Genomic DNA, 23,732 nt, shown 5'->3' on the forward strand with positions numbered 1-23,732 from the left:
GCGGCTACTTCAAAGGCTGGACCTGCAACGCGATCCAGGCGCTGACCCGGGTCTGCGGATCGTCGAGCTTTCCCGGCAGCACGGCCTCGATGGCCTCGAGCCGGTTACGCACGGTATTGCGGTGCAGGCCGAGTTCCTCGGCGACCTTGAGCCGGGATCCGTGGTGGCGCAGGAAGCAGCGCAGCGTCTCCAGTTGTTCGGAATCCAGGTCGCTCAACCATGATTCGGCGAATGCCGCGGCCCGCTGCGGATCGATCAAGCCCAGCGGGCCGTCGCCGATGACGCGGTCCCAGTTCACCACGCGCGCGGTTGGGGTGGCCTGGGCGAGTGCCAGACCGGCGGTGCGGTAGCCGGCGGCGGCCTCGGCCAGCGGCACCGCGTGGCCGATGCCGATCAGCAGACCGGTTCGGTCCAGCCGGTCTGCGGCCTGCTGCGTCTGCTCCGGCGTCAGGACCGCGCACAGTTCGCCGGCCACCATGCCGGCCAGCATGCCGCGTCGCTCCAGCGCCGACATCGCGTCATCGGTGTCGTGCTCGGGACCCGTCGCGCGCAGGATCCGAACCCGCTCCGGCAGCACCGGCACCGGCCAATCCACTTCGAGCACCAATTGCGCTGTCCTGGAATCGTTTCCGACGACGAGCTCGACGGCTCGCCCACGCAGATGCCGCCGGGTCCTGGCGCGGCTGCGGTCCTGCTCGTCGACGAGGCCGAGCACGGCCACCGCCGTGGTGACCGCGTGCCGCTGCCCGTCGGACAGCCGCATCGGGCCCATCGCGGCCAGATATGTCGATGGTCTGCCGCGCAACCCGATGGGGTAGACCGACACCGATTGACCTGGGCGGGATTGGACCGCGGCCGAGTGTCTGCCGTGTGCGTGCAGCCGACGGACATCTTCCTCGACCTCGTCGAGCGGGAAGTCCGCACGCCGCGGTCCGACGGGGCCGGTCAGTACCCGTCCGTCGGGCGCCATCAGGCACACGGCACCGTTGACGGCCTGAGCCAGCGCCGTGACGACCGCGGCTGTCGGGTCGGGTTTGGCCGCAGCGGAGATCAGCTGGCGCTGGGTCGTGAGGGCTTCGCGGGCGGCGGTGGACTCCTGTTCCTCGAGCAACTGCGCGATGTGCCTGCTGATCGCGACGAACGGGGTCTGGCGGGGCACCTCGAACAGATTCACGTCGTGTGTCCGGCACGCCTTGATCAGGCCCGTCGGCGTCTTGGTGTGGGTCAACCCGGCCGCCATGCCGATCGCGGCGACCCGGGCCTGCGCCAGCCGTTGTACGTACCCGTCCCATTCGGTGCGCCAGCGCCCGGTCTCCAGACCCGTGGTGAGCAGGATTTCGCCGCCCTCCAGAAACGGCGCCGGATCGGCCAGTTCGCTGGTGGCCACCCAGCGGACATCGGCATCGGGCCGCGGGACATGGATCCCGTGCAGCCCCAGCGCTTCGGATCGCAGGATCTCGCCGACGGTCAGCATGATGCCATTTTTGCACAGTATGCAGATACGCAATTGTGCGTCTCTGACATGCCGGAGTGACTCCGGTCTCCCTAACGTGGTCGGCAATACCGCTCAGTAGTTTTTAGGAGGAGCACGTGACCACCACGGAGCTTTCGGCCATCGCACAGGAACGCCGGCTCGTCACAGCCATTCCGGGACCCGTCTCGCAGCAGATGCACGCCCGCAAGGAGTCCGCGGTGGCCCGCGGCGTCGGAGCCACCCTGCCGGTGTACGTCGTCGCCGCAGGCGGCGGCATCCTGGTCGACGCGGACGGCAATCAGCTCATCGACTTTGGTTCCGGCATCGCCGTGACCACTGTCGGCAACAGCGCTCCGGCCGTCGTCGACGCCGTCAGCCAGCAGGTCGCGGCGTTCACCCACACGTGCTTCATGGTCACGCCCTACGAGGGCTACGTTCGGGTCGCCGAGGAGCTCAACCGGCTCACCCCGGGTGATCACGCCAAGCGCACCGTGCTGTTCAACTCCGGCGCCGAGGCCGTCGAGAACGCGGTCAAGATCGCCCGTGCCCACACCCGCCGCCAGGCCGTCGTGGTGTTCGACCACGCCTACCACGGCCGCACCAACCTGACCATGGCGATGACCGCCAAGAACCAGCCGTACAAGAACGGCTTCGGCCCGTTCGCCGGTGAGGTCTACCGCGTGCCGACGTCCTTCCCGCTGCGCGACGGCGAGATCGACGGCGCCGCCGCGGCGGCCCGCGCCATCGACCTCATCGAGAAGCAGGTCGGCGCCGAGAACGTCGCCGCTGTGGTCATCGAGCCGATCCACGGCGAAGGTGGCTTCATCGTGCCCGCGCCCGGATTCCTTGGCGCGCTGCAGAACTGGTGCACGACCGCGGGTGCGGTGTTCGTCGCTGACGAGGTGCAGACCGGATTCGCCCGCACCGGCGCGATGTTCGCCTGCGAGCACGAGGGCCTGGTGCCCGATCTGATCGTCACCGCCAAGGGCATCGCCGGCGGCCTGCCGCTGTCCGCGGTCACCGGGCGCGCGGAGATCATGGACGCCCCCCACGCAGGCGGATTGGGCGGCACCTACGGCGGCAACCCGCTCGCGTGCGCTGCGGCCCTCGCCGTGGTCGACACCATCGAGCGTGAGCAGCTCGTCGCGCGCGCCGCGGCCATGGGCGAGACCATGATCAGCCGGCTCACCGCGATGGCCGCCGCCGATCCGCGGATCGGCGATGTGCGCGGACGCGGTGCCATGGTCGCCGTCGAGCTGGTCAAGCCCGGCACCATCGAGCCCGACGCCGATCTGACCAAGCGCATCGCGGCCGCCGCGCATGCCCAGGGCCTGGTGGTCCTGACCTGCGGCACCTACGGCAACGTGCTGCGCTTCCTGCCGCCGCTGTCGATGCCCGAACACCTGCTGAACGAAGGCCTGGACATCCTGGCCGCAGCCTTCGCGGAGATCGCATGACCATCGCGACCGAAGCGCCCGGCGCGCTGAATCCGCTCGACGACGCCCGCTCTCAGCTGCGTGAGGCGACGACCATCCTCGGCTACGACGACGGCGTGTACAACGTGCTGTCCACCCCTCGCCGTGAGGTGACCGTCGGCATCCCGCTGCGCCGGGACAACGGCGACATCGAGCTGCTCATCGGACATCGGGTGCAGCACAACGTATCCCGCGGCCCGGCCAAGGGTGGTCTGCGCTACTCGCCGGACGTCACGCTCGACGAGGTACGGGCACTGGCGATGTGGATGACGTGGAAGTGCGCCCTGCTCGACGTGCCGTACGGCGGCGCCAAGGGCGGGGTTCGCATCGACCCGCGGCAGTACAGCACCGCCGAACTCGAGCGCGTCACGCGCCGCTACACCAGCGAGATCAGCCCGCTGATCGGCCCGGCCCACGACATCCCGGCGCCCGACGTGGGCACCGACGAGAACACCATGGCCTGGCTGATGGACACCTACTCGGTGCAGAAGGGCCACACCGTCCTCGGCGTCACCACCGGCAAGCCGGTGAGCCTCGGCGGATCACTCGGCCGGGCCACCGCGACCTCGCGCGGCGTGGTGCACGTGGCGCTGGCCGCGATGCGTTCGCGTGGCATCACCGTCGACGGATCGACCGCTGCCGTACAGGGTTTCGGCAAGGTCGGCAGCCACGCCGCCCGGTTCCTCTTCGATGAGGGTGTCCGGGTGGTCGCGGTGTCCGATCAGTACGGCGCTGTCGCCAACGTCACCGGACTCGACGTGCCTGCCCTCGAAGACCATGTCGCCGCCACGGGCTCGGTGGTCGGTTTCCCCGGCGGGGCCGAGATCTCAGGTGCCGATCTGCTGGAGAGCGACGTCGATCTGCTGGTGCCGGCCGCCATCGAAGGCGTCATCACCGCCGCCAACGCGCATCGCATCCGGGCGCAGGTCGTGGTGGAGGGCGCCAACGGCCCCACCACGCCCGAGGCCGACCTTGTGCTCAACGACGCCGGTCGTCTTGTGGTGCCGGACATTCTGGCCAACGCCGGTGGTGTCATCGTCTCGTACTTCGAATGGGTGCAGGCCAATCAGGCGTACTGGTGGCGGGCCGACGAGGTCGAGTCACGTCTGGCCGAGCGCATGCTCACCGCGTGGGACGAGGTCTCCGCGCATGCCGCCAAATTGAACCTTCCCCTGCGTACCGCGGCCACCTGCCTGGCCGTGGAACGCGTCGCCCAGGCCGCGCAGCTGCGTGGGCTCTACCCCTAGGGAGCCGACCGTGAACTACCAGAAAGCCATCGCCGAACTCGACGCCAAACACGGCATCCTGATCGACGGCCGGGCGCACGGCACCGCAATCACTTTCGAGGTGTACGACCCGGCGAACGGGTCCGTCATCGCCGATGTGTCCGACGGGACCGTGGCCGACGCCAAGGCGGCAGTCGATGCCGCACACCGGGCCTTTCGCACGTGGGCGGCCATGGCGCCGCGCAATCGCAGCGAAATCCTGCGCTGCGCATACGATCTCATGATCGCCGATGCCGACCGTCTGGTCGCGCTGATCTGTGCCGAGAACGGCAAGCCGCAGGCCGACGCTCGTGCCGAGGTCATGTACGCCGCCGAGTTCTTCCGGTGGTTCAGTGAGGAAGCGGTGCGTACCGATGGCGGCTACGGCATGAGCCCCGCGGGCGCTGCCCGTACCCTGGTGACGCACAAGCCGGTCGGGGTGGCCGCGTTGGTGACGCCGTGGAACTTCCCGGCCGCCATGGCAACTCGCAAGATCGCTCCCGCACTGGCCGCCGGCTGCACCGTGGTGCTCAAGCCTGCTGCCGAAACCCCGTTGACCGCCTTGGCGATCGCGCGGATCCTGTCCGACGCAGGCGTGCCCGAGGGTGTCGTCAACGTGGTGCCGACCACCGACGCCGGGGCCGTGGTGTCGGCGTGGCTGGCCGACGAGCGGGTCCGCAAGGTCTCGTTCACCGGGTCCACCGGCATCGGCCGGGTGCTGCTCAAGCAGGCTGCCGATCGAATCGTCAACGCCAGCATGGAACTCGGGGGCAACGCGCCGTTCGTGGTGACCGCCGACGCCGACATCGAGGCTGCGGTGCAGGGCGCGATGATCGCCAAGTTCCGCGGTGGCGGACAGGCCTGCACCGCGGCCAACCGGTTCTATGTGCACGCCGCGGTGGTCGACGAGTTCGTCGCCCGCTTCGGCGCCGAGGTCGCCGCGCTTCGCGTCGGCCCGGCGGCGGATCCGGCGTCGCAGGTCGGGCCGTTGGTCAGCGCGAAGGCCGCCGAGCGCGTGCGTGGTGCGGTCGAGGCCGCCGTCGCCGACGGTGCCGCGATCGCCGCGCAGGCCAAGGCGCCCACCGATGGTTGGTATGTCGCACCGACGCTGCTCACCGGGGTCGCTCCCGACGCGCGGATCCTCGCCGACGAGATCTTCGGACCCGTCGCGCCGGTGGTGGTGTGGGAAGATCAGGACGAGCTGCTGCGCTGGGTCAACGACACCGAATATGGTTTGGCCGCATACGTTTACGCGGGCCGCCTGCAGGACGCCCTGCGCCTTGCCGAGTCCATCGACGCCGGCATGGTCGGCATCAACCGAGGCATCGTCTCCGACCCCTCGGCGCCGTTCGGCGGCATGAAGCAGAGCGGTCTGGGGCGCGAGGGCGCTCGAGAGGGCCTGCACGAGTTCCAGGAGACGCAGTACTTCAGCGTGGCGTTCGACTGATCCGCGGTAGGTGGTCGCCCTTGCCGGGCAACTGCAACTCGCGGGTCAGCGTCCTATGGCAGTCGTTATAACACCCGGTACCCTGCCTATAACACTCGTTATAGGCAGGGAGGCCGGGGATGTCGGAAGTTGCCGCGGACGCACGGGCCCGCCTGGTCGCGGGTACCGCCGACATGCTCGGGCGTCGGGGGCTCAATGCTGCGAGTGTGCGTGAACTGGCCAAGCACGCCGGTGCGCCGCTGGGCTCGACCTACCACTACTTTCCCGGTGGCAAGTACCAGCTTGCCGCCGAAGCGGTGCGATGGACCGATGACCTCACCGCGCGGGCGCTCGCCCAGGCGCTGACTGCGGGGCCGCGCGAGGGGCTTGCGGAGTTCCTCGCCATGTGGCGCAAGACCCTACTCGACAGCGAGTTCCGGGCCGGCTGCCCAGTGCTCGCGGTGTGCATCGACGACGTGCGCGACGAAGACAGCGCGCCGCGCGAAGCGGCGGTCTTCGCGTTCAGCAACTGGGTGTCCATCCTTGCTTCGGCTCTGCGGGAGAACGGCTGGGAGCGCGAAGATGCCACGGGGACGGCAACATTGATCGTCGCGGCGGTCGAGGGGGCGGTGGCGATGTGCCGCGCGGAGCGCAGCACCGACCCACTGGACCGGGTGGGGGAGCGGCTGCTGCGGGTGCTGACCCGCGATTAGTGCTTCTCCAGGTAGGCGACGATCGCGTTGGACAGTCCGCGGCGTGCCTCGTCGAGGTCGATGTAAGTGCCCAGCTGCCGTTCTGAGGTGATGCCACGCATGGCTCCCGGGATGAACAGTGCCACCTCCCGCACTCGGGCCGGGTCGACGTCGAGGTCGGCAAATGCCTTCTGGCAGTCCTCGATCCATGTCCGCTGCCAGGACGCGAGCTCGGCAGCGGTCTTTGGGTAGAGGCGTTCCAACTCGGCTCTGTCGCGAGGCAGGGCTGCCCGGAGGTTCTCGATCGCGCGCGAGTCCGTCGCGGTCAACCCGTCGTACATCACATCGAGAATGCCGGTGACGCGTTGCCGCAGCGTTCCGTGCGGGACGGCTTGCGCCGGCATCTGTCCCCGGCGTTCTGCGGTGTATCGCAACACCGCCGCCCACAGGCCGTCGATGTCGCCGAACTGGTATTTGACCGTGCCCCACGTGGCGCCCGCATCCTTGGCGATGCGGTTGCCCGACACCGAGCCGGGGGCGCCCGAGGCCAGTGCGTGGACTGCGGCGTCCAGCATGCTCTCGCGGCCGGCCTGGCCGCGCCGGTTGGTGCGCCGCTCGGTCATCCCGGGGATGTTACGCGACTATTGACTTTTGATAGAACCCTCTGTGATTCTTGGCCCATGGCAAAACCGCCGTTGTCGATGAAACCGACAGGCTGGTTCCAGGTGGCGTGGTCGGACGAGATCGGTGCGGGCGACGTGCACCCGATGAAGTACTTCGACCGCGAAATGGTCGCCTGGCGTACGCAATCCGGACAGGTGACGGTGATGGACGCCTACTGCGAGCACCTCGGCGCGCACCTGGGCTACGGCGGACGCGTCGAGGGCGAGGTCATCCAATGCCCGTTCCACGGCTGGCAGTGGAACCACGAAGGCCGCAACGTCTGTATCCCATACCAGGACCGCCCCAACCGCGGCAGGCGCATACGCACCTACCCGGTGGCCGAACGCAATGCCTCGGTCTACATCTGGCATGACGTCGAAGGGCGCGAGCCGTACTTCGACGTGCCGGACATCTTCGCCGACTTCGGGGACAAGACTGCGGCGGACTACTATCCGCAGCAACGGTTGTTCCGTCAGGGCCTGGAACTTCACCCGCAGTACGTGCTCGAAAACGGCGTCGACTTCGCGCATTTCAAGTTCGTGCACCAGACGCCGATCGTCCCGGTGTTCACGCGGCACGACTTCGCCGAGCCCTGGTCCTATGTCGACTTCACCATCACCTTCGAAGGCGACGACGCGCAGAAGATCGAGGATGTCAACAGCGGCGTCGAGGCCATCAACGGCGGGCTGGGCATCGCGGTGACCAAGAGCTGGGGCATGATCGACAACCGCACCATCTCGGCGGTCACCCCCGTCGACGACTGCACGTCTGATGTGCGTTTCATGGTGTACATCGGGCGCACACCCGGACGTGACGACGAGAAGACCGCGGACCGGGCGCGGCTGTTCGGTGACGAGGTGATCCGCCAGTTCACCCAGGACATCCACATCTGGTCGCACCAGCGCTATTCCGACCCGCCCGCGCTGGCCACCGCCGAGTACGAGGGGTTCACCGCAATTCGCAAGTGGGCCATGCAGTTTTACCCTGACGGTCTGAGCGGTTCTGCCGCAGACCTTGCCACGAGAGGCTGAGATCACATGACTGTCCGCGTCTTCCAGGTGGCCACCGGCAACGTCGGCACCGAGATGATCAAGCGCATCGCCGCTCATCCAGACCTGACCCTGGTCGGATTGCATTGCTACACACCGGAAAAGATCGGCCGGGACGCCGGCGAGATCGCCGGACTGGCGCCGAACGGTGTGATCGCCACCGGATCCGTCGACGAAATCATCGCCGCCAGACCGGATGTGGTGACGTTCCACGGCGTGTTTCCCGACGAGGACCTCTACGTGAAAGTTCTCGAGGCGGGCATCAACATCGTCACCACAGCCGACTGGATCACCGGGTGGCACCGCGACGCCAACCATCCGCATCCTTCCGGCAGGAAAGTCTCGGAGCTGCTCGCACAAGCCTGCGCGAAGGGTGGTGCGACGTTCTACGGCACCGGTATGAACCCTGGACTGAATCAGATCCTCGGTGTGGTGTGCTCTGCCGACGTCGCCGAGATCACCAATGTCACCACCATCGAATCCGTCGACGTGTCCTGCCATCACTCGGCTGAAACCTGGAAAGAGGTCGGATACGGTCTGGCCGTTGACGATCCACGACTGCCCGGCATGCTCGAGAAGTACACGCGGGTATTCGCCGACAGTGTGCTGTTGATGGCCGACTGCTTCGACGTGCAACTGGACGACGTCACGTTCAGCTACGAGCTCGGAGCATGCACCAAGGATGTCGACCTCGGCTGGTATCAGCTGCCCAGGGGCTCACTCGGCGGCAGCTACATCAAATACCAGGGTCTGGTCGACGGTGAGCCGAAGATCGAAACCCATCTCGAATGGCAGATGACCCCGCACACAGATCCCAGCTGGGATATCAAGGGCTGCTACATCACTCAGATCATGGGAGATCCGTGCGTCTACAACAAGCACATGATCTTCCCGAAACCCGGGGTGGATCTGTCCGACCCGAGCAGCTTCGCGTCCATCGGCATGACGGTGACCGGGCTGCCCGCGCTCAATGCCATCACGTCGGTCGTCGCCGCCCCGCCCGGCCTGCTCACGAGCGCCGATCTACCACTGCGGGGTTTCGCCGGCCGGTTCAAGTAGCGACGGGATGACCGGCTGCCACATCTGACCGTTGTTGAACGGGGTGGTGTGCAACGTCGCGCTCAACACGCACACGGCTGCCGACAGCAAGAAAGCCAGCATGACGAGAGCCATGGCGACGACGACCAGTCCTTTCAGGCACTCACGCTTGGCCCGCTCGATCTTGGCCAGGAATTCGGCATGCTTGTATTCGTTTGCGTAGACGGCGAACTCGACGTCGAACAACTCCGCTTCGGAGGCGGGGGCGCCGGTGGCGATCTCGCGAAGGCGGGCTGCGGCGATGCCGACACCGACGTCGGCGAATCGACGGCTCATCTGCCGTGCCTGCCGCCGGCTCAGGCAGTGATCACGCATATGCACCGGATGAGGCCAATATCCCCATTCGCCGCCATGCGCGTTCGCCGACGCCATAACTTGCCCAGTTTACTTGTGAGAGGGTGCCTTCGACAGGGCGTTCATCGGATATGTCGGTGCACGTCTTCACCGACAGCACCGCCTTCCTGGGCGATCCACGGTCCGTCGATCGACGGGTCGACGATCCCGTGCTCGAGCCAGGTGTAGCGGCCGGCGAGCACGCCTTTCACCAGAGATCGGTCTGAGTCGTCGCTGTTGTCCCACAATTGCGCGAACAGCTGGTCGGCCCGCACGCGCGCCTGGCGGCTGAATGCGTCGGCGAGATCGCGGGCGCCGTCGTTCGTCTCGTCGCTCTGAGCCCGGACGCAGGCCGCGGTGATCGCGAACAGTTCCGCGCCGATATCGACGATGCGGCCCAGGAACCGTTGCCTGTGCTCGAGGCCGCCCTGCCACCGCGACATCGCGTAGAACGTGCTGCGCGCGAGCTTGCGACTGGCGCGTTCGACATAACGCAGATGTTCGGCGAGCGTTCCGAACTCTGAGTACGACGTGCGCAGCTGACCTTTACCGGTCACCAGTGTGGGCAGCCAGCGGGCATAGAACTTGCCTGCCTGCGCGGCGGCTTTGGCCTTCCGGCGCAGGTCGGCATCGGGGTCGATGATGTCGCCTGCCACGGAAAGGTGGGCGTCGACCGCCTCGCGGGCGAGCATCAAATGCATGATCTCCGTGGAGCCTTCGAAGATCCGGTTGATCCTCATGTCGCGTAGGACCTGCTCGGCGGGCACGCCGCGCTCACCGCGGGCGGCCAGCGACTCAGCGGTTTCGAAACCCCGTCCACCCCGGATCTGCACCAGCTCGTCGGCGATCAACCAGGCCATCTCCGAGCCGTACAGTTTGGCCAGCGCGGCCTCGATCCGGATGTCGGTGCGGCCCGCGTCGGCCAATTCGCCGGCCAGCTCGACCATGGCCTCGATCCCGTAGGCGGTGGCCGCGATGAACGCCAGCTTGCCGGCGACCGCGTCGTGCTCACCGACTGGGCGCCCCCACTGCACACGTTCCTTGGACCACTCGCGGGCGATCTTCAAACACCACTTCGCGGTCCCCGTGCACACCGCGGGCAATGACAGGCGGCCCACATTGAGCGTGGACAACGCGATCCGCAACCCTTCCCCTTCACGGCCGATGCGATTGGCGGCGGGCACCCGGACATCGGTCAGCCGGGTCAGACCGTTCTCGATGCCGCGCAACCCCATGAACCGGTTGCGGTTGGCCACGACGATGCCGGGCGTGGCGGCTTCGACGACGAAGGCCGTGATGCCGCCGCGGTGTCCTTCACTCGGGGGCACCTGGGCCATCACCACGAGCAGATCGGCGATGACGCCGTTGGTGGTCCAGAGTTTGACGCCGTTGAGCACGTAGTCGTCGCCGTCTGGAGTGGCCGTCGCGTGCAGCCGGGCCGGATCGCTGCCGACATCGGGTTCGGTCAGCAGGAACGCGCTGATCTCGCGCGTGCACCGGGGCAGCCAGGCGCGCTTCTGCTCCTCGGTTCCGAACATCGCGACGGGTTGCGGTACGCCGATCGACTGATGCGCCGAGAGCAGCGCGCCCAGCGAGGGATGTACGGAGCCGACGAGGGCGAGCGCCTTGTTGTAGTAAACCTGCGACAAGCCCAGCCCGTCGTACTCGGTGCCGATCTTCATGCCGAACGCGCCGAGTTCCTTCAGCCCCCGGATCACCGCGTCCGGGATCTGGGCCTCCCGTTCGATCACCGTGGCGTCGATCTGCGTCTCGCAGAACTCCCGGAGCCGGGCCAGGAACGCCTCGCCGTGCTGTACTTTCTCGGCTGGGCCGCGTGGATGCGGGTGGACCAGATCCAACCGCAATCTGCCGAGGAACAGTTCTTTGCCAAAACTCGGCTGGTGCCACTGCGCTTCGCGGGCCTCTTCGGCAACCTGCCTGGCCTGTCGTTCGTTGACTTCCTCGCTGACGGTCATCGCAGACCTCCATCGGTTCACGCTCAACTGGACGGCAACGCCGTCCGGGGTTCGGGATACCCGCAATCCGCGTGGTTCACGCGTTGCCTTCTCGCTGGACCACCGGGGTGATGGAGGAGCCGTCGCCTGAAAGCGAACGCCTCAAATGCGAAACCGACGACGTGCGTGCAGATGATCTCTGCAGCACGCCGTCGGTTTCGGATGGCGAATAGCCGGGTGTTACCCGGCGAGGCTCAGTGGGCGAGCAGGTGCCGATGGGCGACCCGGCGCCGCCGACCCAGAAGGATTGTCAGCCATCGAACGTCGATCAGCATGGTGGTGGCCCTTTCTCTCAGGCGCTCTTGGTGAGCAGGGGGAGCAGCCGGCGGCGAGCCAGGTTGCCTTCGGCGAAGTGGTGCAGGGCTTCGGCCACCGACGCGGTGACCGGCACGCCGATGTCGTCGAGCCCGGCGATGACCGCGTCGCTCGCGACTACCGCCCAATCCACACCGAGTGCTCCGCAGCGTTCGTCAACGTCGTAGAACAACGAGATCGACTGCGCGGCAAAGCCTGTCACGCCACTCATGTCGACGACCAGAGGCTTCTCGGGAAGTGTGGACCGGCGGACGTATGCGGTGATGGTGTCGATGTTGAAAGTGTTGACGTCACCCTTGATCGTCACCACCGTGGCCAGCTGTCGGCACTGTGATCGGATCGAGGCACCGTCGCAGACGAGCGCCTGGTTCACGTACCGGAGATTGCCGTCCGAAGCCGGGGTGTTGGTCGTGATAGTCATGATCAGCCTCCCTTCGGTGGTTCCTGTGCTTGCTGGGTTGTGCGTCGTCGCTTCAACCTGTCCACAACGCTAAGTGGGCAATCTAAGGCGGCTGGGTGCTGCCGTTAATACTTTGCTAAGAACCTGAATTCGTACTGGTCAGTAGCGGAAACGGGCCGGGCGGGGCTGCTGCGGCCTTGACGACGTCGCATTCGATCCTCTAACGTGACCGCCATCACGAATTGAAACGTTTCAATTCGCGGACCCAGTGGGAGAGGCGGTCCATGAAGATCGGAGCACGCTCCACAACCGGGTGGCGGGCCACCATCGCGGTCGCCATGTCGAACTACATCGAGGCGGGGTCGATCATCGCGATCGCCACCAGCCTCGGGTTCTGGCAGGCCGCCTTCGGCATCGGCAACTTCGCGGTTGGATTACTTGCGGCATTGAGCGCCAACGCTTTTGGTGCGGCCATCGGTGCAATCATGGGCGGTCCGCTGTGTGATCGCTTCGGGCGCAAGGCAATCTACACATACGATCTGTTGGTTTACATGGCCGGTGTGCTACTCGCGGCGTTCGCGGTGAATTACGCGATGCTGCTTGCCGCATTCGTCATCACCGGTATCGCGGTCGGCGCGGGTGTCCCCGCATCGTGGACCTACATCGCCGAACAGGCGCCGTCGACCGCCCGCGCCAAGCACGTCGGGACCGCGCAGCTGGCCTGGTCGATCGGACCGCTCATCGGCTTCGCGCTGGCGGCCGCCCTTGCCCCGCTCGGACTGATCGGGTCTCGTTTGGTGTTCGGACACCTCTTCCTCGTCGCCGCCGTGGTCTGGTGGGTACGGCAGGGCCTGGCCGAATCACAGATCTGGGCCGACGAGGGCCGCCACGAGTCAACTTCGCTGGCATCGGCGGTCGGGACGCGTGGTCTGCGCGGACTGTTCTCCCGCCGGATCAACATCACCGCTCTGTTGTTCCTCGGCGGTATCTACCTGTTCTGGAACACCGTGGCTGGGCAGGCGGGCATCTTCATGCCGCGCGTATACGACACGGCCGGCCTGCACAGCCCGGTGGCCCAGAACCTGCTCCAGGTCCTGGTGTGGGGCTGCACGGTGCTCGCCACATACTTCGGCTTCATGCGCTACGCCGACCGGATGAGTCAGCGCCTGCTCTACGTGATCGGTGCGGCGCTCGGGATCATCGCCTGGATCGTGCTGGTGGCGTTCACCGACGACGGTGTGCCGACCATGCTGGCCTTCGCCGTGCTGTGGGGAGTCTCCAGCGGCATCGGCGCGCAGGCCTTCTACAGCCTGTGGGCCAGCGAGCTGTTCGCCACGCCGTACCGGGCCAGCGCCCAGGGCGTGATGTTCTTCGTCGTGCGCACCGCCACCGGGCTGTTGAGCTACTTCTTCCCGACACTGCTCGCGGCGACCGGTCTCACCGCCGTCGGAATCCTGCTCGTCGCGTTACTCAGCGTGGCCCTGCTGATCGGTGCCATCGGCGCCCCGCGAACCCGCGGCAAGACGCTGCAGCAGATCGAGGTCGAGCGTTACGGTGCGCCCGTCGTCACCACCATGGAAAGGACCGCAGCATGAGCACCGTCGTCTTGCCCGCCCAACTGGACAGGCTGGCGATCGAACTTCCGTCGTGGGCGTTCGGGAACTCCGGTACCCGCTTCAAGGTGTTCGGTACGCCCGGTACCCCGCGCACGGTCCGGGAGAAGATCGCCGATGCGGCGACGGTGCACAGGCTGACCGGTCTGGCGCCGAGCGTGGCGCTGCACATCCCGTGGGACACCGTCGACGACTACGCAGCACTGGGCAGCTACGCCGCCGAGCAGGGCGTGCGGCTGGGCACCATCAACTCCAACACCTTCCAAGACGACGACTACAAGTTCGGCAGTCTCACCCACACCGACAAGACCGTGCGGCAGAAGGCCATCGACCACCACCTGGCATGCATCGAGATCATGAACGCCACCGGGTCGCGCGATCTGAAGATCTGGCTCGCCGACGGCACCAACTATCCCGGCCAGGGCGACATCCGGGGCAGGCAGGACCGGCTCGCCGAGTCGCTGGCCTCCATCTACCAGCACATCGGCCCGGACCAGCGAATGGTGCTGGAGTACAAGTTCTTCGAACCGGCGATGTACATGACCGACGTGCCGGACTGGGGCAGCGCCTACGCCCAAGTCAGTGCGTTGGGGGAGCGGGCGGTCGTGTGCCTGGACACCGGGCATCATGCGCCGGGCACCAACATCGAATTCATCGTCGCCCAACTGCTGCGGCTGGGAAAGCTCGGGTCGTTCGACTTCAACTCCCGCTTCTACGCCGACGACGATCTCATCGTGGGCGCCGCCGACCCGTTCCAGTTGTTCCGCATCTTGTACGAAGTGGTGCGGGGCGGCGGGCTCGACGGCCGGGGCGAGCGAAGCGACGGGGAAAAGCACGGTTCGGAGGTGGCGCTGATGCTCGACCAGTGCCACAACGTCGAGGCGAAGATTCCCGGCCAGATCCGCTCGGTACTCAATGTCCAGGAGATGACAGCCCGCGTGCTGCTGGTCGACACCGCCGCGCTGGCGGTCGCGCAGAGCAGCGGAGACGTGCTGGGCGCCAACGGGATTTTCATGGATGCGTTCTACACCGACGTGCGGCCCGCACTGGCACAGTGGCGCGTCGAGCGGGGACTTCCGGCCGATCCGATGGCGGCGTTCGCGGCATCGGGATATCAGGACACCATCAACGCCGAACGGATCGGCGGTACGCAATCGTCATGGGGAGCTTGAGTATGACCAATCCTGTCGCCGAACTGATCGCCCGGTCCAACCGGCTCGGAGCCGACCCGAAGAACACCAACTACGCCGGCGGGAACACCTCGGCCAAAGGCACCGCCATCGACCCCGTCACCGGTAAACCGGTAAACCTGTTGTGGGTCAAGGGTTCCGGTGGCGACCTCGGCACTCTGACCGAGGCCGGGCTGGCCGTGCTGCGGCTGGACCGCATGCGCGCGCTGGTCGATGTGTATCCCGGTGTCGAACGCGAGGACGAGATGGTCGCCGCATTCGACTACTGCCTGCACGGCCGCGGCGGCGCTGCCCCGTCGATCGACACCGCGATGCACGGGCTGGTCGACGCCGACCATGTCGACCACCTGCATCCCGACTCGGGCATCGCGCTGGCGACCGCCGTCGACGGTGAGGCGCTGACTGCCAAGATCTTCGGTGACCGGGTGGTGTGGGTGCCCTGGCGGCGCCCCGGTTTCCAGCTCGGCCTGGACATCGCCGCCATCAAGGAACGCAACCCGCAGGCCATCGGGACCATCCTCGGCGGCCACGGCATCACCGCGTGGGGCGCGACATCGGCTGAGGCCGAGGCGAACTCGCTGGAGATCATCGAAACCGCCGAGCGTTACATCGCCGAGCACGGCCGTCGCGAGCCGTTCGGCGCACCACTGCCCGGTTACGGTCCGCTGCCCGACGAGCAGCGCCGCACCAAGGCCGCCGAGCTGGCACCGTTCATCCGCGGGCTGGCCTCCACCGACAAGCCGCAGGTCGGCCATTTCACCGACGATCCGCGGGTGCTCGAGTTCCTCTCCGGCAGTGAGCATCCGCGACTGGCGGCGCTCGGCACGAGCTGTCCCGACCACTTCCTGCGCACCAAGGTCAAGCCGATGGTGCTCGACCTGCCGGCCGATGCGTCCATCGAAGACGCCAAGGCCCGGCTGGCCGAACTACACGAGGCCTACCGTGCCGACTACCAGGCGTACTACGACCGGCACGCGGATGCGACGACACCACCCATGCGAGGCGCCGACCCGGCGATCGTGCTCATCCCGGGTGTCGGAATGTTCAGCTATGGCAAGGACAAGCAGACCGCCCGGGTGGCCGGCGAGTTCTACCTCAACGCCATCAACGTCATGCGGGGCGCCGAGGCCATCTCCACGTATGCGCCGATCGACGAGTCGGAGAAGTTCCGCATCGAGTACTGGGCGCTGGAGGAGGCCAAGCTGGCCCGGATGCCGAAGCCCAAACCACTGGCGACCCGTATCGCACTGGTCACGGGCGCTGCGTCGGGCATCGGAAAGGCGATCGCAACCCGGCTGGCCGCCGAGGGTGCGTGTGTGGTGATCGCTGACCTCGACGCGCAAAGGGCCGCTGCGGCTGCCGAAGAGATCGGCAACAGCGATGTGGCTATCGGGATCGCCGCCGACGTCACCGACGAATGCGCCGTGCAGGCCGCCATCGACGCCACCGTTCTCGCGTTCGGCGGGATCGACATCGTGGTCAACAACGCGGGGCTGTCGCTGTCGAAATCGTTGCTGGACACCACGGTCGAGGATTGGGATCTGCAGCACAACGTGATGGCGCGGGGCTCGTTCCTGGTGTCGAAGGCGGCCGCACGGGCGCTGATCGACCAGAAGCTCGGGGGCGACATCATCTACATCTCGTCGAAGAACTCGGTGTTCGCCGGCCCCAACAACATCGCGTACTCCGCCACCAAAGCCGATCAGGCCCACCAGGTTCGGCTGTTGGCCGCCGAACTCGGCGAGCACGGCGTCAAGGTCAACGGCATCAATCCCGACGGGGTCGTGCGCGGTTCGGGTATCTTCGCCGGCGGTTGGGGGGCCAAGCGGGCCGCGGTATACGGGGTCCCGGAGGAGGATTTGGGCAAGTACTACGCGCAGCGCACCCTGCTGAAACGTGAAGTGCTGCCGGAGAATATCGCCAACGTCGCATTCGCGCTGTGCACCTCCGATTTCTCCCACACCACGGGATTGCATGTGCCGGTGGATGCGGGTGTCGCCGCGGCTTTCTTGCGATGAGCGCTCAGGTCGCCGCTGTCGACCTGGGTGCGACCAGCGGCCGGGTCATGGTCGCCGACATCAGCGACGATCGATTCGAGATGCGCACCGTCGCGCGGTTCCCCAACGAACCGCTGCGATTGTGGGATGGCGCCCGCGAGGCGTTGCACTGGAATGTGCCTGGGCTGTACGCGCAGGTGATGGACGGCTTGGCGGCCGCCAGCCGGGACTGTGCCAACCTGGTCGGGATCGGCGTCGACTCGTGGGCCGTCGATTACGGTCTGCTCCGCGACGGCCGGTTGTTGTCCTTGCCGCACCACTATCGCGACACTCGAACCGATCATGGCGTCGATCTGGTCCACTCCAAGATCGGCCCAGAAGAGCTGTACCGCCGCAACGGATTACAGTTCTTGCCGTTCAACACCGTGTATCAACTCGTCGAGGAACAGGCGCACGGGCTGCTCGATTTGGCCGATGCCGTACTGCTCATACCGGATCTGGTGACGTACTGGCTGACCGGTGTCCTCGGAGCGGAACGGACCAACGCGTCGACGACCGGTCTGTTGGGCCTGGACGGTGCCTGGGACGGCGAGCTGATGGCTCGGTTGGGGCTGTTGCGGCAGCTGTTCCCCGACATCGTGGAAGCAGGCACTGGCCGCGGGCCGGTGCTGCCCAGCGTGGCCGAGCAGATGGGATGCGCTGCCGAGGTGGTGTCGGTGGCCTCGCACGACACCGCTTCGGCAGTCGCCGCCATCCCGATGGATCCCGATCACGCCGCCTACATCTCCTGCGGGACTTGGGGTTTGGTGGGTGTCGAGCTGCCGGGGCCAGTGGCGACCGAGGCCGCCCGGGCCGCCAATTTCACCAATGAGGTGGGGTTCGGTAGCCGAATCCGCTTCCTGCACAACGTTATGGGGATGTGGCTGCTCAGCGAGACGCTGCGGCAGTACCAGCGGGAAGGGCGCCACGTCGAACTCGGCGACCTGCTGGCACAAGCCGCTCACGCCCCGGGCGTGGACGACGTGTTCGACACCAACGACGCCCGCTTCCTGACCCCCGGCGACATCCCCACCCGAATCCGCCAGTGGTACACCGAGCGTGGCAGGCCCGCCCCGGCGGGGCGAGTGCACATGGTGCGGGCAATCCTGGAAAGCCTGGCCGCGGCTTTCGCCGCGGCGGTGCGCACGGCCGCCGAGCTGTCGGGCGTCGACGTGCAGACAGTGCACATCGTCGGTGGCGGCTCGCAGAACGAGCTGCTGTGTCAGCTCACCGCGGACCGGCTCGGCGTGCCGTTGCTGGCCGGGCCGGTCGAGGCCACCGCCCTGGGCAACCTGCTGCTCACCGCGCGTGCCCAGGGGCTGATCGACGGAGGCCTGGCGGAGTTGCGTGAGCGGGTGGCCCGGTGGTTTCCGCCGCGCCGGTACGTCCCGCGCACGAAGCGGGCCGCCGCAATGGTGTGATGGTGCCGTGGTGAGCATGCGCGAGGTCGCCGCTGCGGCGTCGGTGTCGGTGGGCACGGTCTCCAATGTGCTCAACGCACCAGACAAGGTCGCGCCCGCAACCGTGGCCCGGGTGCAGGCCGCCATCGACCAGCTGGGTTTCGTCCGCAACGACGCCGCCCGCCAACTCAAGGCGGGGCGGTCCCGCAGTGTGGGTCTTGTGGTGCTCGACATCGGCAACCCGTTCTTCACCGACATCGCCCGGGCCGCCGAGCGCCGCGCGGGGGAGCACAACCTCACGGTCCTGCTGGGCACCTCCGACGACGACAGTGACCGGGAGCGCGCCTACATCGACGCTTTCGACGAACAGAGGGTGTTCGGCTTGTTGGTATCGCCTGTCGGTGAGGATCTCGCTCGACTGAACGCGTTGCGGGAGCGGGACACTCCCGTCGTGCTCGTGGACCGCGACGGCAGCGGCACGGCCTTCGATTCGGTGGCCGTCGACGACGTTGCCGGTGCGCGGCTGGCCGTGCACCACCTCTGTGCGATCGGACGACGCCGCATCGCGTTCGTCGGCGGCCCTGCGACCCTGCGGCAGATCCGGGACCGCCGCCGGGGTGCTGCCGACGCTGTTGCGGAAACCCCTGGCGCGCAACTGGAAATCATCGACACCAGCGCGCCCAGCGTGCTCGACGGCCGCGCGGCCGGCGAGCGGCTGCGAGACCGTGCCCCCGAGGATCGCCCCGATGCGGTGTTCTGTGCCAACGACCTGCTGGCCATGGGTGTCCTGCAGGCGCTGACCCTGATGGGCGGGGTTCGGGTGCCGCAGGACGTCGCACTGGTCGGCTACGACGACATCGACTTCGCCCGTTCGGCAGTGGTGCCGCTGACCTCGGTGCGCCAGCCCACCGCCGAGATCGGGACCACTGCGGTGGACCTGCTCGTCGAAGCGGCCGAAGGACGGCCCGGCGAGCCCAAACACGTGGTGTTCCAACCCGAATTGATCGTGCGGGACTCCACGGCGGGCTAGACGATCAGCACATCGAGCGTACGAGGACCGTGCACACCCTCCACGCGTTCGAGTTCGATGTCACTGGTCGCGCTGGGCCCCGAGATGAAGGTCAACGGCCGGGCGGCGGTCAGTGCGGCGAACCCTTGCGGCACGGTGTCGACGACTTGATCGACGCGCACCACACAGATGTGGTGGTCGGGCACCAGGGTGAGGGCACGACGGCCCTGGGTGGCGCCGGCGTCGAGCACGATGGTGCCGGTCGCGGCGATGCCGACGGCGCACCCGGTCAGCACGGCGTCGGCCCCGTCGAGGGCATCGATGCTCAGCACCGGATCGTCGACGAGGGTTCGCACCCCGGTGACCCATTCGTCGGGTACATCCGCGGGGATCACCACGGTGGCGTCGGCACCCACCAGCGCGCGTACGGTGGCGGCGATGTCGGCGACCGCGACGCGGTGCACCCGGGCCCGGTACTCGGCCACCGTTTCGGCAAACCGCTCCACATCGCCGGGCCCGGTGAGCGGCCGGCGGTCGTAATCGCGCGGTACCACAACGGGTTGCGGTGGGGCGCCCGCAAGGGCCGTGCGGATGCGGCCGAGGATTTCCGAGCGTGGGTCGTTCATCGCGTGCTCCCGTGCGTACGGATCCACCACTGCCGGAACGTCTCTTTCGGCGGTTCGGGCAGATCGCGGCTGGCGGTCCATTTCGATGCCGGCCACGGCAACGCGGAGATGCGGTGATCACTGCCCGCAACCAATCTCCCTGCGGCCAAGGCCTTTTCGGCCAGCGAGAAGCGGCCTGCAGAGGCCATCGCCCAGCCGGCCGCCCGCATCGCCAGGTCCTGGCCCGACGGTAGGCCGCCCCTCTCCTGATCGACCTGTGCCGCCCGCAGGTGCACCAGGATGGACGGGATGTCGATACGGACCGGGCAGGCCTCGAAACATGCTCCGCACAGCGACGATGCGTAGGGCAGGCTGGCATTGGGATCGTCATGGCCCCTGGTGCCGGTGAGCTGTGGGCTGAGGATCGCACCGATGGGTCCCGGATACACCGATCCGTAGGCGTGCCCGCCGGTGCGTTCGTAGACGGGACACACGTTGAGGCACGCGCTGCACCGAATGCAGTGCAGCGCAGCACGTCCCACTTCATCGGCGAGCACCCGGGTGCGGCCGTTGTCCAGCAGCACGAGGTGGAACTGTTGCGGCCCGTCGCCGGGATGCACGCCGGTCCACATCGACGTGTAGGGGTTCATGCGTTCGGCGGTGGACGAGCGGGGCAGTAGTTGCATGAACACCTCGAGGTCGGAGAACCTCGGCACGATCTTCTCGATGCCCATCACGGTGATCAGCGTCTGCGGCAGCGTCAGGCACATCCGGCCGTTGCCCTCGGACTCCACCACGGCCAGCGTTCCCGTCTCGGCGACACCGAAATTCGTGCCACTGATCGCGACCTTGGCGGTGAGGAACTTGCGGCGCAGATGCGCCCGCGCGGCCATCGCCAGCACCCGCGGCTCGTCGGTGAGCGCACCCGCGTCGGGCATCTCGCGTTGGAAGATCTCGCGGATCTCCGCCCGGTTGCGGTGGATTGCGGGAACCAGGATGTGGCTGGGCTTGTCATGACCGAGTTGGACGATCAGTTCGGCCAGATCGGTCTCGAACGCCGAGATGCCTTCGGACTCCAGGTATTCGTTGAGCCCGATCTCCTGTGTGGCCATCGACTTGACCTTGACGACTTCGTCGGCCCCGGCGTCGCGTACCAATCCGGCGACGATGCGGTTGGCCTCGTCGGCGTCCCGCGCCCAGTGCACCACGCCGCCGCGGTCGGTGACGTTGCGTTCGAGCTCGTCGAGCAGCTCCGGTAGCCGGGCCAGCACGTCTTGTTTGAGGGCGCTTCCGGCCAGACGCAGCTGCTCCCAATCCGCGCACTCGTGGATTGCGTTGAGCCGCTTGGCTCGAATGGTGTGGGTGGCGTGGCCGATGTTGCGGCGCAGCTGAGAATTGGCGAGTGCGGTGCGGGCGGCCTTCGGGAAGGATGCGTCGCCGCGCAGATTCCCGGTGCCCGGGATGCCCAGGAATGTGCTCATGCTCCCGTCCTCCTGCCGTCGCCCTGGCCCGCCAGGATCTCCGCCAGATGCACGGTGCGCACTCCGCTGCGCAGCCGGCTGAGTCCGCCGCCGATGTGCATCAGGCACGACGAGTCGCCGGCGCTGCACACTTCCGCACCGGTGTCGAGGATGTTCGTCATCTTGTCGGTCAGCATGGCCGTGGAGGTGTCGGAGTTCTTCAGGGCGAAAGTTCCGCCGAAACCGCAACAGGATTCGGCGGCGGGCAGTTCCAGCAGGGTCAGCCCACGGACATGACGCAGCAGCCGCAGCGGCTTGTCTCCGACACCCAGCATGCGCAGCGAGTGGCAGGTGGGGTGATAGGTGACGCGGTGCGGGTAGTAGGCGCCGACGTCCTCGACGCCGAGCACGTCGACGAGGAACTCCGAGAGTTCGTAGGTGCGGGCCGCGATCGCCTCGGCCCGGGCGGCCAGATCCTCGTCGCCCGCGCGGCGTGCGACCATGGCGTGCTGGTGGCGCACCGATCCGACACACGAACCTGACGGGGCGACGACGGCGTCGCAGTCCGCGGCTTCGAACACCTGCACGTGGTTGCGCACCACGGCGGCGGCTTCTCTGAGGTATCCCGTGTTGACATGCATTTGGCCGCAACAGGTTTGGCCGGGGGGAAACACGACCTGGTGCCCGAGCCGCTCCAGCAGTTCTACGGTGGCGATGGCGGCCGGGGGAAAGAGGGCGTCAGCCAGGCAGGTCGCGAACAGGGCGATTCGCATGATGCCTCACGCTACCGGCGGCGCGGCGGTCGCGGCTGCGAACTCGTGGGTCCACAGGGTCATGGGGGCGGCCTTCCACGTTGTTGAAACGTTTCAATGACTGGCGATGAACGTAGTGTGACGACGGTCATGTGTCAAAAGTGAGCTCTGCTGGCGCGCACGCAAACCAGTGCTGCTGCGGACAATCGGTCGGAGATCAACCTTGCCGCCACTGCTTCCCGGAGTAGTTCTCCCACGGACTGTAATCGGCGATCAGATCCTCTTGTGGTGGGCGCTCGGCCTCCGGCACGTGCTGCAGATTGATCCGGATGCGGTACCAGATGGAGCTCGGGCCGCGCATGCCGTCGACCAGAACGTCCACGGGCTCAAGCCGTGCGGCGACCTCCGGATACCGCTCACGCCACACGTCCAGCGCCGCCATGGCCTCGTCGCGCGTCTTGGTGCGGGCGATCTCGATCAGCGGCATCGCTGAAACCCGCCGACCGTCGCGGGACGCACCCTTGGGCGCCTTCTCGGCGGGGCCGAGTTTGTCGGCCAGATCCAACAGCGCATCCAGGCTGCCAGGTGCGGCGTCCATGCCTTCCCAGGGATCGCCGATCTCGGCGAACCGCGCAGGCACCGTCGAAATGGTGAATCGCTCCGGACGGCAGTCCGGTACCTCGTCCCACTGCAACGGTGTGGACACCCGCGCATCCGGGGTCGCCCGTACCGAGTACGCCGAGGCGACCGTGCGGTCCTTGGCGTTCTGGTTGAAGTCGACGAAGACGCCTTCGCGCTCCTCTTTCCACCAGTGCGCCGTCGCGAGCTCCGGAGCGCGCCGTTCCACCTCGCGGGCGACGGTCTGGGCGGCCAGCCGGACCTTCGCGAACGGCCAGCGGGGGTGGATGCGGGCGTAGATGTGAAAGCCCCGCGAGCCCGACGTCTTGGGCCACGCGGTGAGGCCGTGGTCCTGCAGCACGTCGCGCGCTACGAGTGCCACTTCGACGATCTGGCGCCAGTCGACCCCTGGCATGGGGTCCAGGTCGACGCGCAGTTCGTCGGGGTGATCGAGGTCGGTGGCCAGTACGGGATGCGGGTTGAGGTCGACGCAGCCGAGATTCACCGCCCACACCAGCCCGGCCGCGTTGTCGATCACGGCCTCCTTGGCCGACGTGCCGGACCGGTATTTGAGCTCGGCGACGTCGATGTAGTCCGGGCGTTTCTCGGGCGCGCGCTTCTGAAAAATCGCTTCGGCGGTGATGCCCTTGACGAACCTCTTGAGAATCATCGGACGCCCGGAGACCCCGCGCAGCGCACCGTCGGCAACCGCGAGGTAGTAGTCGATCAGGTCCCGTTTGGTGACGTTGGCGTCAGGGAAAATCACCTTGTCCGGGTTGCTGACCGACACCTGCAGACCGTCCACATCCAGTGTCACACCACCGGCCATCAGCTCATGGTAGCT

At 67.2% G+C, this 23,732-nt stretch carries 20 protein-coding genes; 11 read left to right on the forward strand and 9 right to left on the reverse strand.

Annotated elements, in window-relative coordinates:
- Positions 1–4 precede the first annotated feature (4 nt).
- Entirely contained in the window at positions 5–1,474 is a 1,470-nt protein-coding gene (locus RMCB_RS16895; protein WP_062829688.1) for a PucR family transcriptional regulator, read from the reverse strand.
- Between the two features lie 116 nt (positions 1,475–1,590).
- Between RMCB_RS16895 and gabT the strand changes: the two genes are divergently transcribed.
- The 4 genes from gabT (at position 1,591) to RMCB_RS16915 (ending at position 6,353) form a co-directional block, all read left to right on the forward strand.
- Positions 1,591–2,931: a 4-aminobutyrate--2-oxoglutarate transaminase gene (gabT, locus tag RMCB_RS16900; protein ID WP_062829689.1), complete on the forward strand. Its 1,341-nt coding sequence runs from the start codon at positions 1,591–1,593 to the stop codon at positions 2,929–2,931.
- Entirely contained in the window at positions 2,928–4,196 is a 1,269-nt protein-coding gene (locus RMCB_RS16905; RefSeq protein ID WP_062829690.1) for a Glu/Leu/Phe/Val family dehydrogenase, read from the forward strand. Before gabT ends, RMCB_RS16905 begins: the two co-directional genes overlap by 4 nt.
- A 10-nt stretch (positions 4,197–4,206) precedes the next feature.
- Complete coding sequence (locus RMCB_RS16910) at positions 4,207–5,661, forward strand: NAD-dependent succinate-semialdehyde dehydrogenase (protein WP_062829691.1); 1,455 nt, start codon at positions 4,207–4,209, stop codon at positions 5,659–5,661.
- 119 nt (positions 5,662–5,780) lie between these two features.
- Positions 5,781–6,353, forward strand: coding sequence for a TetR/AcrR family transcriptional regulator (locus tag RMCB_RS16915; RefSeq protein ID WP_062829692.1), 573 nt, complete (start codon positions 5,781–5,783; stop codon positions 6,351–6,353).
- Here RMCB_RS16915 and RMCB_RS16920 read toward each other — a convergent pair.
- Positions 6,350–6,955 (reverse strand): TetR/AcrR family transcriptional regulator, encoded by a 606-nt coding sequence (locus RMCB_RS16920; RefSeq protein WP_062829693.1) that lies wholly within the window; start codon positions 6,953–6,955, stop codon positions 6,350–6,352. The genes RMCB_RS16915 and RMCB_RS16920 overlap by 4 nt on opposite strands.
- 57 nt (positions 6,956–7,012) lie before the next feature.
- Between RMCB_RS16920 and RMCB_RS16925 the strand changes: the two genes are divergently transcribed.
- A complete protein-coding gene (locus RMCB_RS16925) occupies positions 7,013–8,026 on the forward strand; it encodes a Rieske 2Fe-2S domain-containing protein (RefSeq protein WP_062829694.1) in 1,014 nt (337 codons plus the stop codon).
- A gap of 6 nt (positions 8,027–8,032) precedes the next feature.
- Complete coding sequence (locus tag RMCB_RS16930) at positions 8,033–9,103, forward strand: NAD(P)H-dependent amine dehydrogenase family protein (protein ID WP_062829695.1); 1,071 nt, start codon at positions 8,033–8,035, stop codon at positions 9,101–9,103.
- Here the strand turns inward: RMCB_RS16930 and RMCB_RS16935 are convergent.
- The 3 genes from RMCB_RS16935 to RMCB_RS16945 all read right to left on the reverse strand — a co-directional run bounded on the left by RMCB_RS16935 (position 9,068) and on the right by RMCB_RS16945 (position 12,226).
- Positions 9,068–9,418, reverse strand: a complete 351-nt coding sequence (locus RMCB_RS16935) for a hypothetical protein (RefSeq protein ID WP_234792149.1) — start codon at positions 9,416–9,418, stop codon at positions 9,068–9,070. The genes RMCB_RS16930 and RMCB_RS16935 overlap by 36 nt on opposite strands.
- 140 nt (positions 9,419–9,558) lie before the next feature.
- Complete coding sequence (locus RMCB_RS16940) at positions 9,559–11,451, reverse strand: acyl-CoA dehydrogenase family protein (protein WP_062829696.1); 1,893 nt, start codon at positions 11,449–11,451, stop codon at positions 9,559–9,561.
- A gap of 331 nt (positions 11,452–11,782) precedes the next feature.
- Positions 11,783–12,226, reverse strand: coding sequence for an STAS domain-containing protein (locus RMCB_RS16945; protein ID WP_062829697.1), 444 nt, complete (start codon positions 12,224–12,226; stop codon positions 11,783–11,785).
- A gap of 263 nt (positions 12,227–12,489) precedes the next feature.
- Here RMCB_RS16945 and RMCB_RS16950 point away from each other — a divergent pair, with 263 nt between their 5' ends.
- From RMCB_RS16950 to RMCB_RS16970, 5 genes are read left to right on the forward strand one after another with little or no spacing between them, the layout of a single operon-like run.
- The gene (locus tag RMCB_RS16950; protein ID WP_062829698.1) at positions 12,490–13,800 is read left to right on the forward strand and encodes an MFS transporter; all 1,311 of its coding nucleotides are present in this window, start codon (positions 12,490–12,492) and stop codon (positions 13,798–13,800) included.
- Positions 13,797–14,990 (forward strand): L-rhamnose isomerase, encoded by a 1,194-nt coding sequence (rhaI, locus tag RMCB_RS16955; RefSeq protein ID WP_062829699.1) that lies wholly within the window; start codon positions 13,797–13,799, stop codon positions 14,988–14,990. The genes RMCB_RS16950 and rhaI overlap by 4 nt, the downstream gene beginning before the upstream one ends.
- 2 nt (positions 14,991–14,992) lie before the next feature.
- Positions 14,993–17,026 carry a bifunctional rhamnulose-1-phosphate aldolase/short-chain dehydrogenase gene (locus RMCB_RS16960; RefSeq protein ID WP_062829700.1) on the forward strand — a complete coding sequence of 678 codons (2,034 nt, stop codon included), beginning with the start codon at positions 14,993–14,995 and terminating at the stop codon, positions 17,024–17,026.
- Positions 17,023–18,465: a rhamnulokinase gene (locus RMCB_RS16965; RefSeq protein WP_062829701.1), complete on the forward strand. Its 1,443-nt coding sequence runs from the start codon at positions 17,023–17,025 to the stop codon at positions 18,463–18,465. Before RMCB_RS16960 ends, RMCB_RS16965 begins: the two co-directional genes overlap by 4 nt.
- Before the next feature lie 16 nt (positions 18,466–18,481).
- Positions 18,482–19,474, forward strand: a complete 993-nt coding sequence (locus RMCB_RS16970; RefSeq protein ID WP_062829802.1) for a LacI family DNA-binding transcriptional regulator — start codon at positions 18,482–18,484, stop codon at positions 19,472–19,474.
- On the opposite strand, the gene RMCB_RS16975 is transcribed toward RMCB_RS16970, so the two are convergent.
- The 4 genes from RMCB_RS16975 to ligD form a co-directional block, all read right to left on the reverse strand.
- Positions 19,471–20,079 (reverse strand): LutC/YkgG family protein, encoded by a 609-nt coding sequence (locus RMCB_RS16975; protein WP_062829803.1) that lies wholly within the window; start codon positions 20,077–20,079, stop codon positions 19,471–19,473. The two genes, RMCB_RS16970 and RMCB_RS16975, sit on opposite strands and share 4 nt — an antisense overlap.
- Positions 20,076–21,539 carry a LutB/LldF family L-lactate oxidation iron-sulfur protein gene (locus RMCB_RS16980; protein WP_062829702.1) on the reverse strand — a complete coding sequence of 488 codons (1,464 nt, stop codon included), beginning with the start codon at positions 21,537–21,539 and terminating at the stop codon, positions 20,076–20,078. Before RMCB_RS16980 ends, RMCB_RS16975 begins: the two co-directional genes overlap by 4 nt.
- Entirely contained in the window at positions 21,536–22,291 is a 756-nt protein-coding gene (locus RMCB_RS16985; protein ID WP_062829703.1) for a (Fe-S)-binding protein, read from the reverse strand. Before RMCB_RS16985 ends, RMCB_RS16980 begins: the two co-directional genes overlap by 4 nt.
- A gap of 196 nt (positions 22,292–22,487) precedes the next feature.
- Positions 22,488–23,717, reverse strand: coding sequence for a non-homologous end-joining DNA ligase (gene ligD / locus RMCB_RS16990; RefSeq protein WP_062829704.1), 1,230 nt, complete (start codon positions 23,715–23,717; stop codon positions 22,488–22,490).
- Between the last annotated feature and the right edge of the window lie 15 nt (positions 23,718–23,732).

It is taken from the genome of Mycolicibacterium brisbanense (genome assembly GCF_001570425.1).
Lineage (GTDB): Bacteria > Actinomycetota > Actinomycetes > Mycobacteriales > Mycobacteriaceae > Mycobacterium > Mycobacterium brisbanense.

Coding starts and splice junctions, on each gene's coding strand:
- RMCB_RS16920 (WP_062829693.1), bottom strand. CDS start 6,955: ATGACCGAGCGGCGCACCAACCGGCGCGGCCAGGCCGGCCGCGAGAGC.
- RMCB_RS16970 (WP_062829802.1), top strand. CDS start 18,482: ATGCGCGAGGTCGCCGCTGCGGCGTCGGTGTCGGTGGGCACGGTCTCC.
- RMCB_RS16980 (WP_062829702.1), bottom strand. CDS start 21,539: ATGAGCACATTCCTGGGCATCCCGGGCACCGGGAATCTGCGCGGCGAC.
- RMCB_RS16940 (WP_062829696.1), bottom strand. CDS start 11,451: ATGACCGTCAGCGAGGAAGTCAACGAACGACAGGCCAGGCAGGTTGCC.
- RMCB_RS16895 (WP_062829688.1), bottom strand. CDS start 1,474: ATGCTGACCGTCGGCGAGATCCTGCGATCCGAAGCGCTGGGGCTGCAC.
- RMCB_RS16985 (WP_062829703.1), bottom strand. CDS start 22,291: ATGCGAATCGCCCTGTTCGCGACCTGCCTGGCTGACGCCCTCTTTCCC.
- RMCB_RS16950 (WP_062829698.1), top strand. CDS start 12,490: ATGAAGATCGGAGCACGCTCCACAACCGGGTGGCGGGCCACCATCGCG.
- RMCB_RS16905 (WP_062829690.1), top strand. CDS start 2,928: ATGACCATCGCGACCGAAGCGCCCGGCGCGCTGAATCCGCTCGACGAC.
- RMCB_RS16960 (WP_062829700.1), top strand. CDS start 14,993: ATGACCAATCCTGTCGCCGAACTGATCGCCCGGTCCAACCGGCTCGGA.
- RMCB_RS16965 (WP_062829701.1), top strand. CDS start 17,023: ATGAGCGCTCAGGTCGCCGCTGTCGACCTGGGTGCGACCAGCGGCCGG.
- RMCB_RS16945 (WP_062829697.1), bottom strand. CDS start 12,226: ATGACTATCACGACCAACACCCCGGCTTCGGACGGCAATCTCCGGTAC.
- RMCB_RS16975 (WP_062829803.1), bottom strand. CDS start 20,079: ATGAACGACCCACGCTCGGAAATCCTCGGCCGCATCCGCACGGCCCTT.
- rhaI (WP_062829699.1), top strand. CDS start 13,797: ATGAGCACCGTCGTCTTGCCCGCCCAACTGGACAGGCTGGCGATCGAA.
- RMCB_RS16915 (WP_062829692.1), top strand. CDS start 5,781: ATGTCGGAAGTTGCCGCGGACGCACGGGCCCGCCTGGTCGCGGGTACC.
- ligD (WP_062829704.1), bottom strand. CDS start 23,717: ATGGCCGGTGGTGTGACACTGGATGTGGACGGTCTGCAGGTGTCGGTC.
- RMCB_RS16935 (WP_234792149.1), bottom strand. CDS start 9,418: ATGAGCCGTCGATTCGCCGACGTCGGTGTCGGCATCGCCGCAGCCCGC.
- RMCB_RS16925 (WP_062829694.1), top strand. CDS start 7,013: ATGGCAAAACCGCCGTTGTCGATGAAACCGACAGGCTGGTTCCAGGTG.
- RMCB_RS16930 (WP_062829695.1), top strand. CDS start 8,033: ATGACTGTCCGCGTCTTCCAGGTGGCCACCGGCAACGTCGGCACCGAG.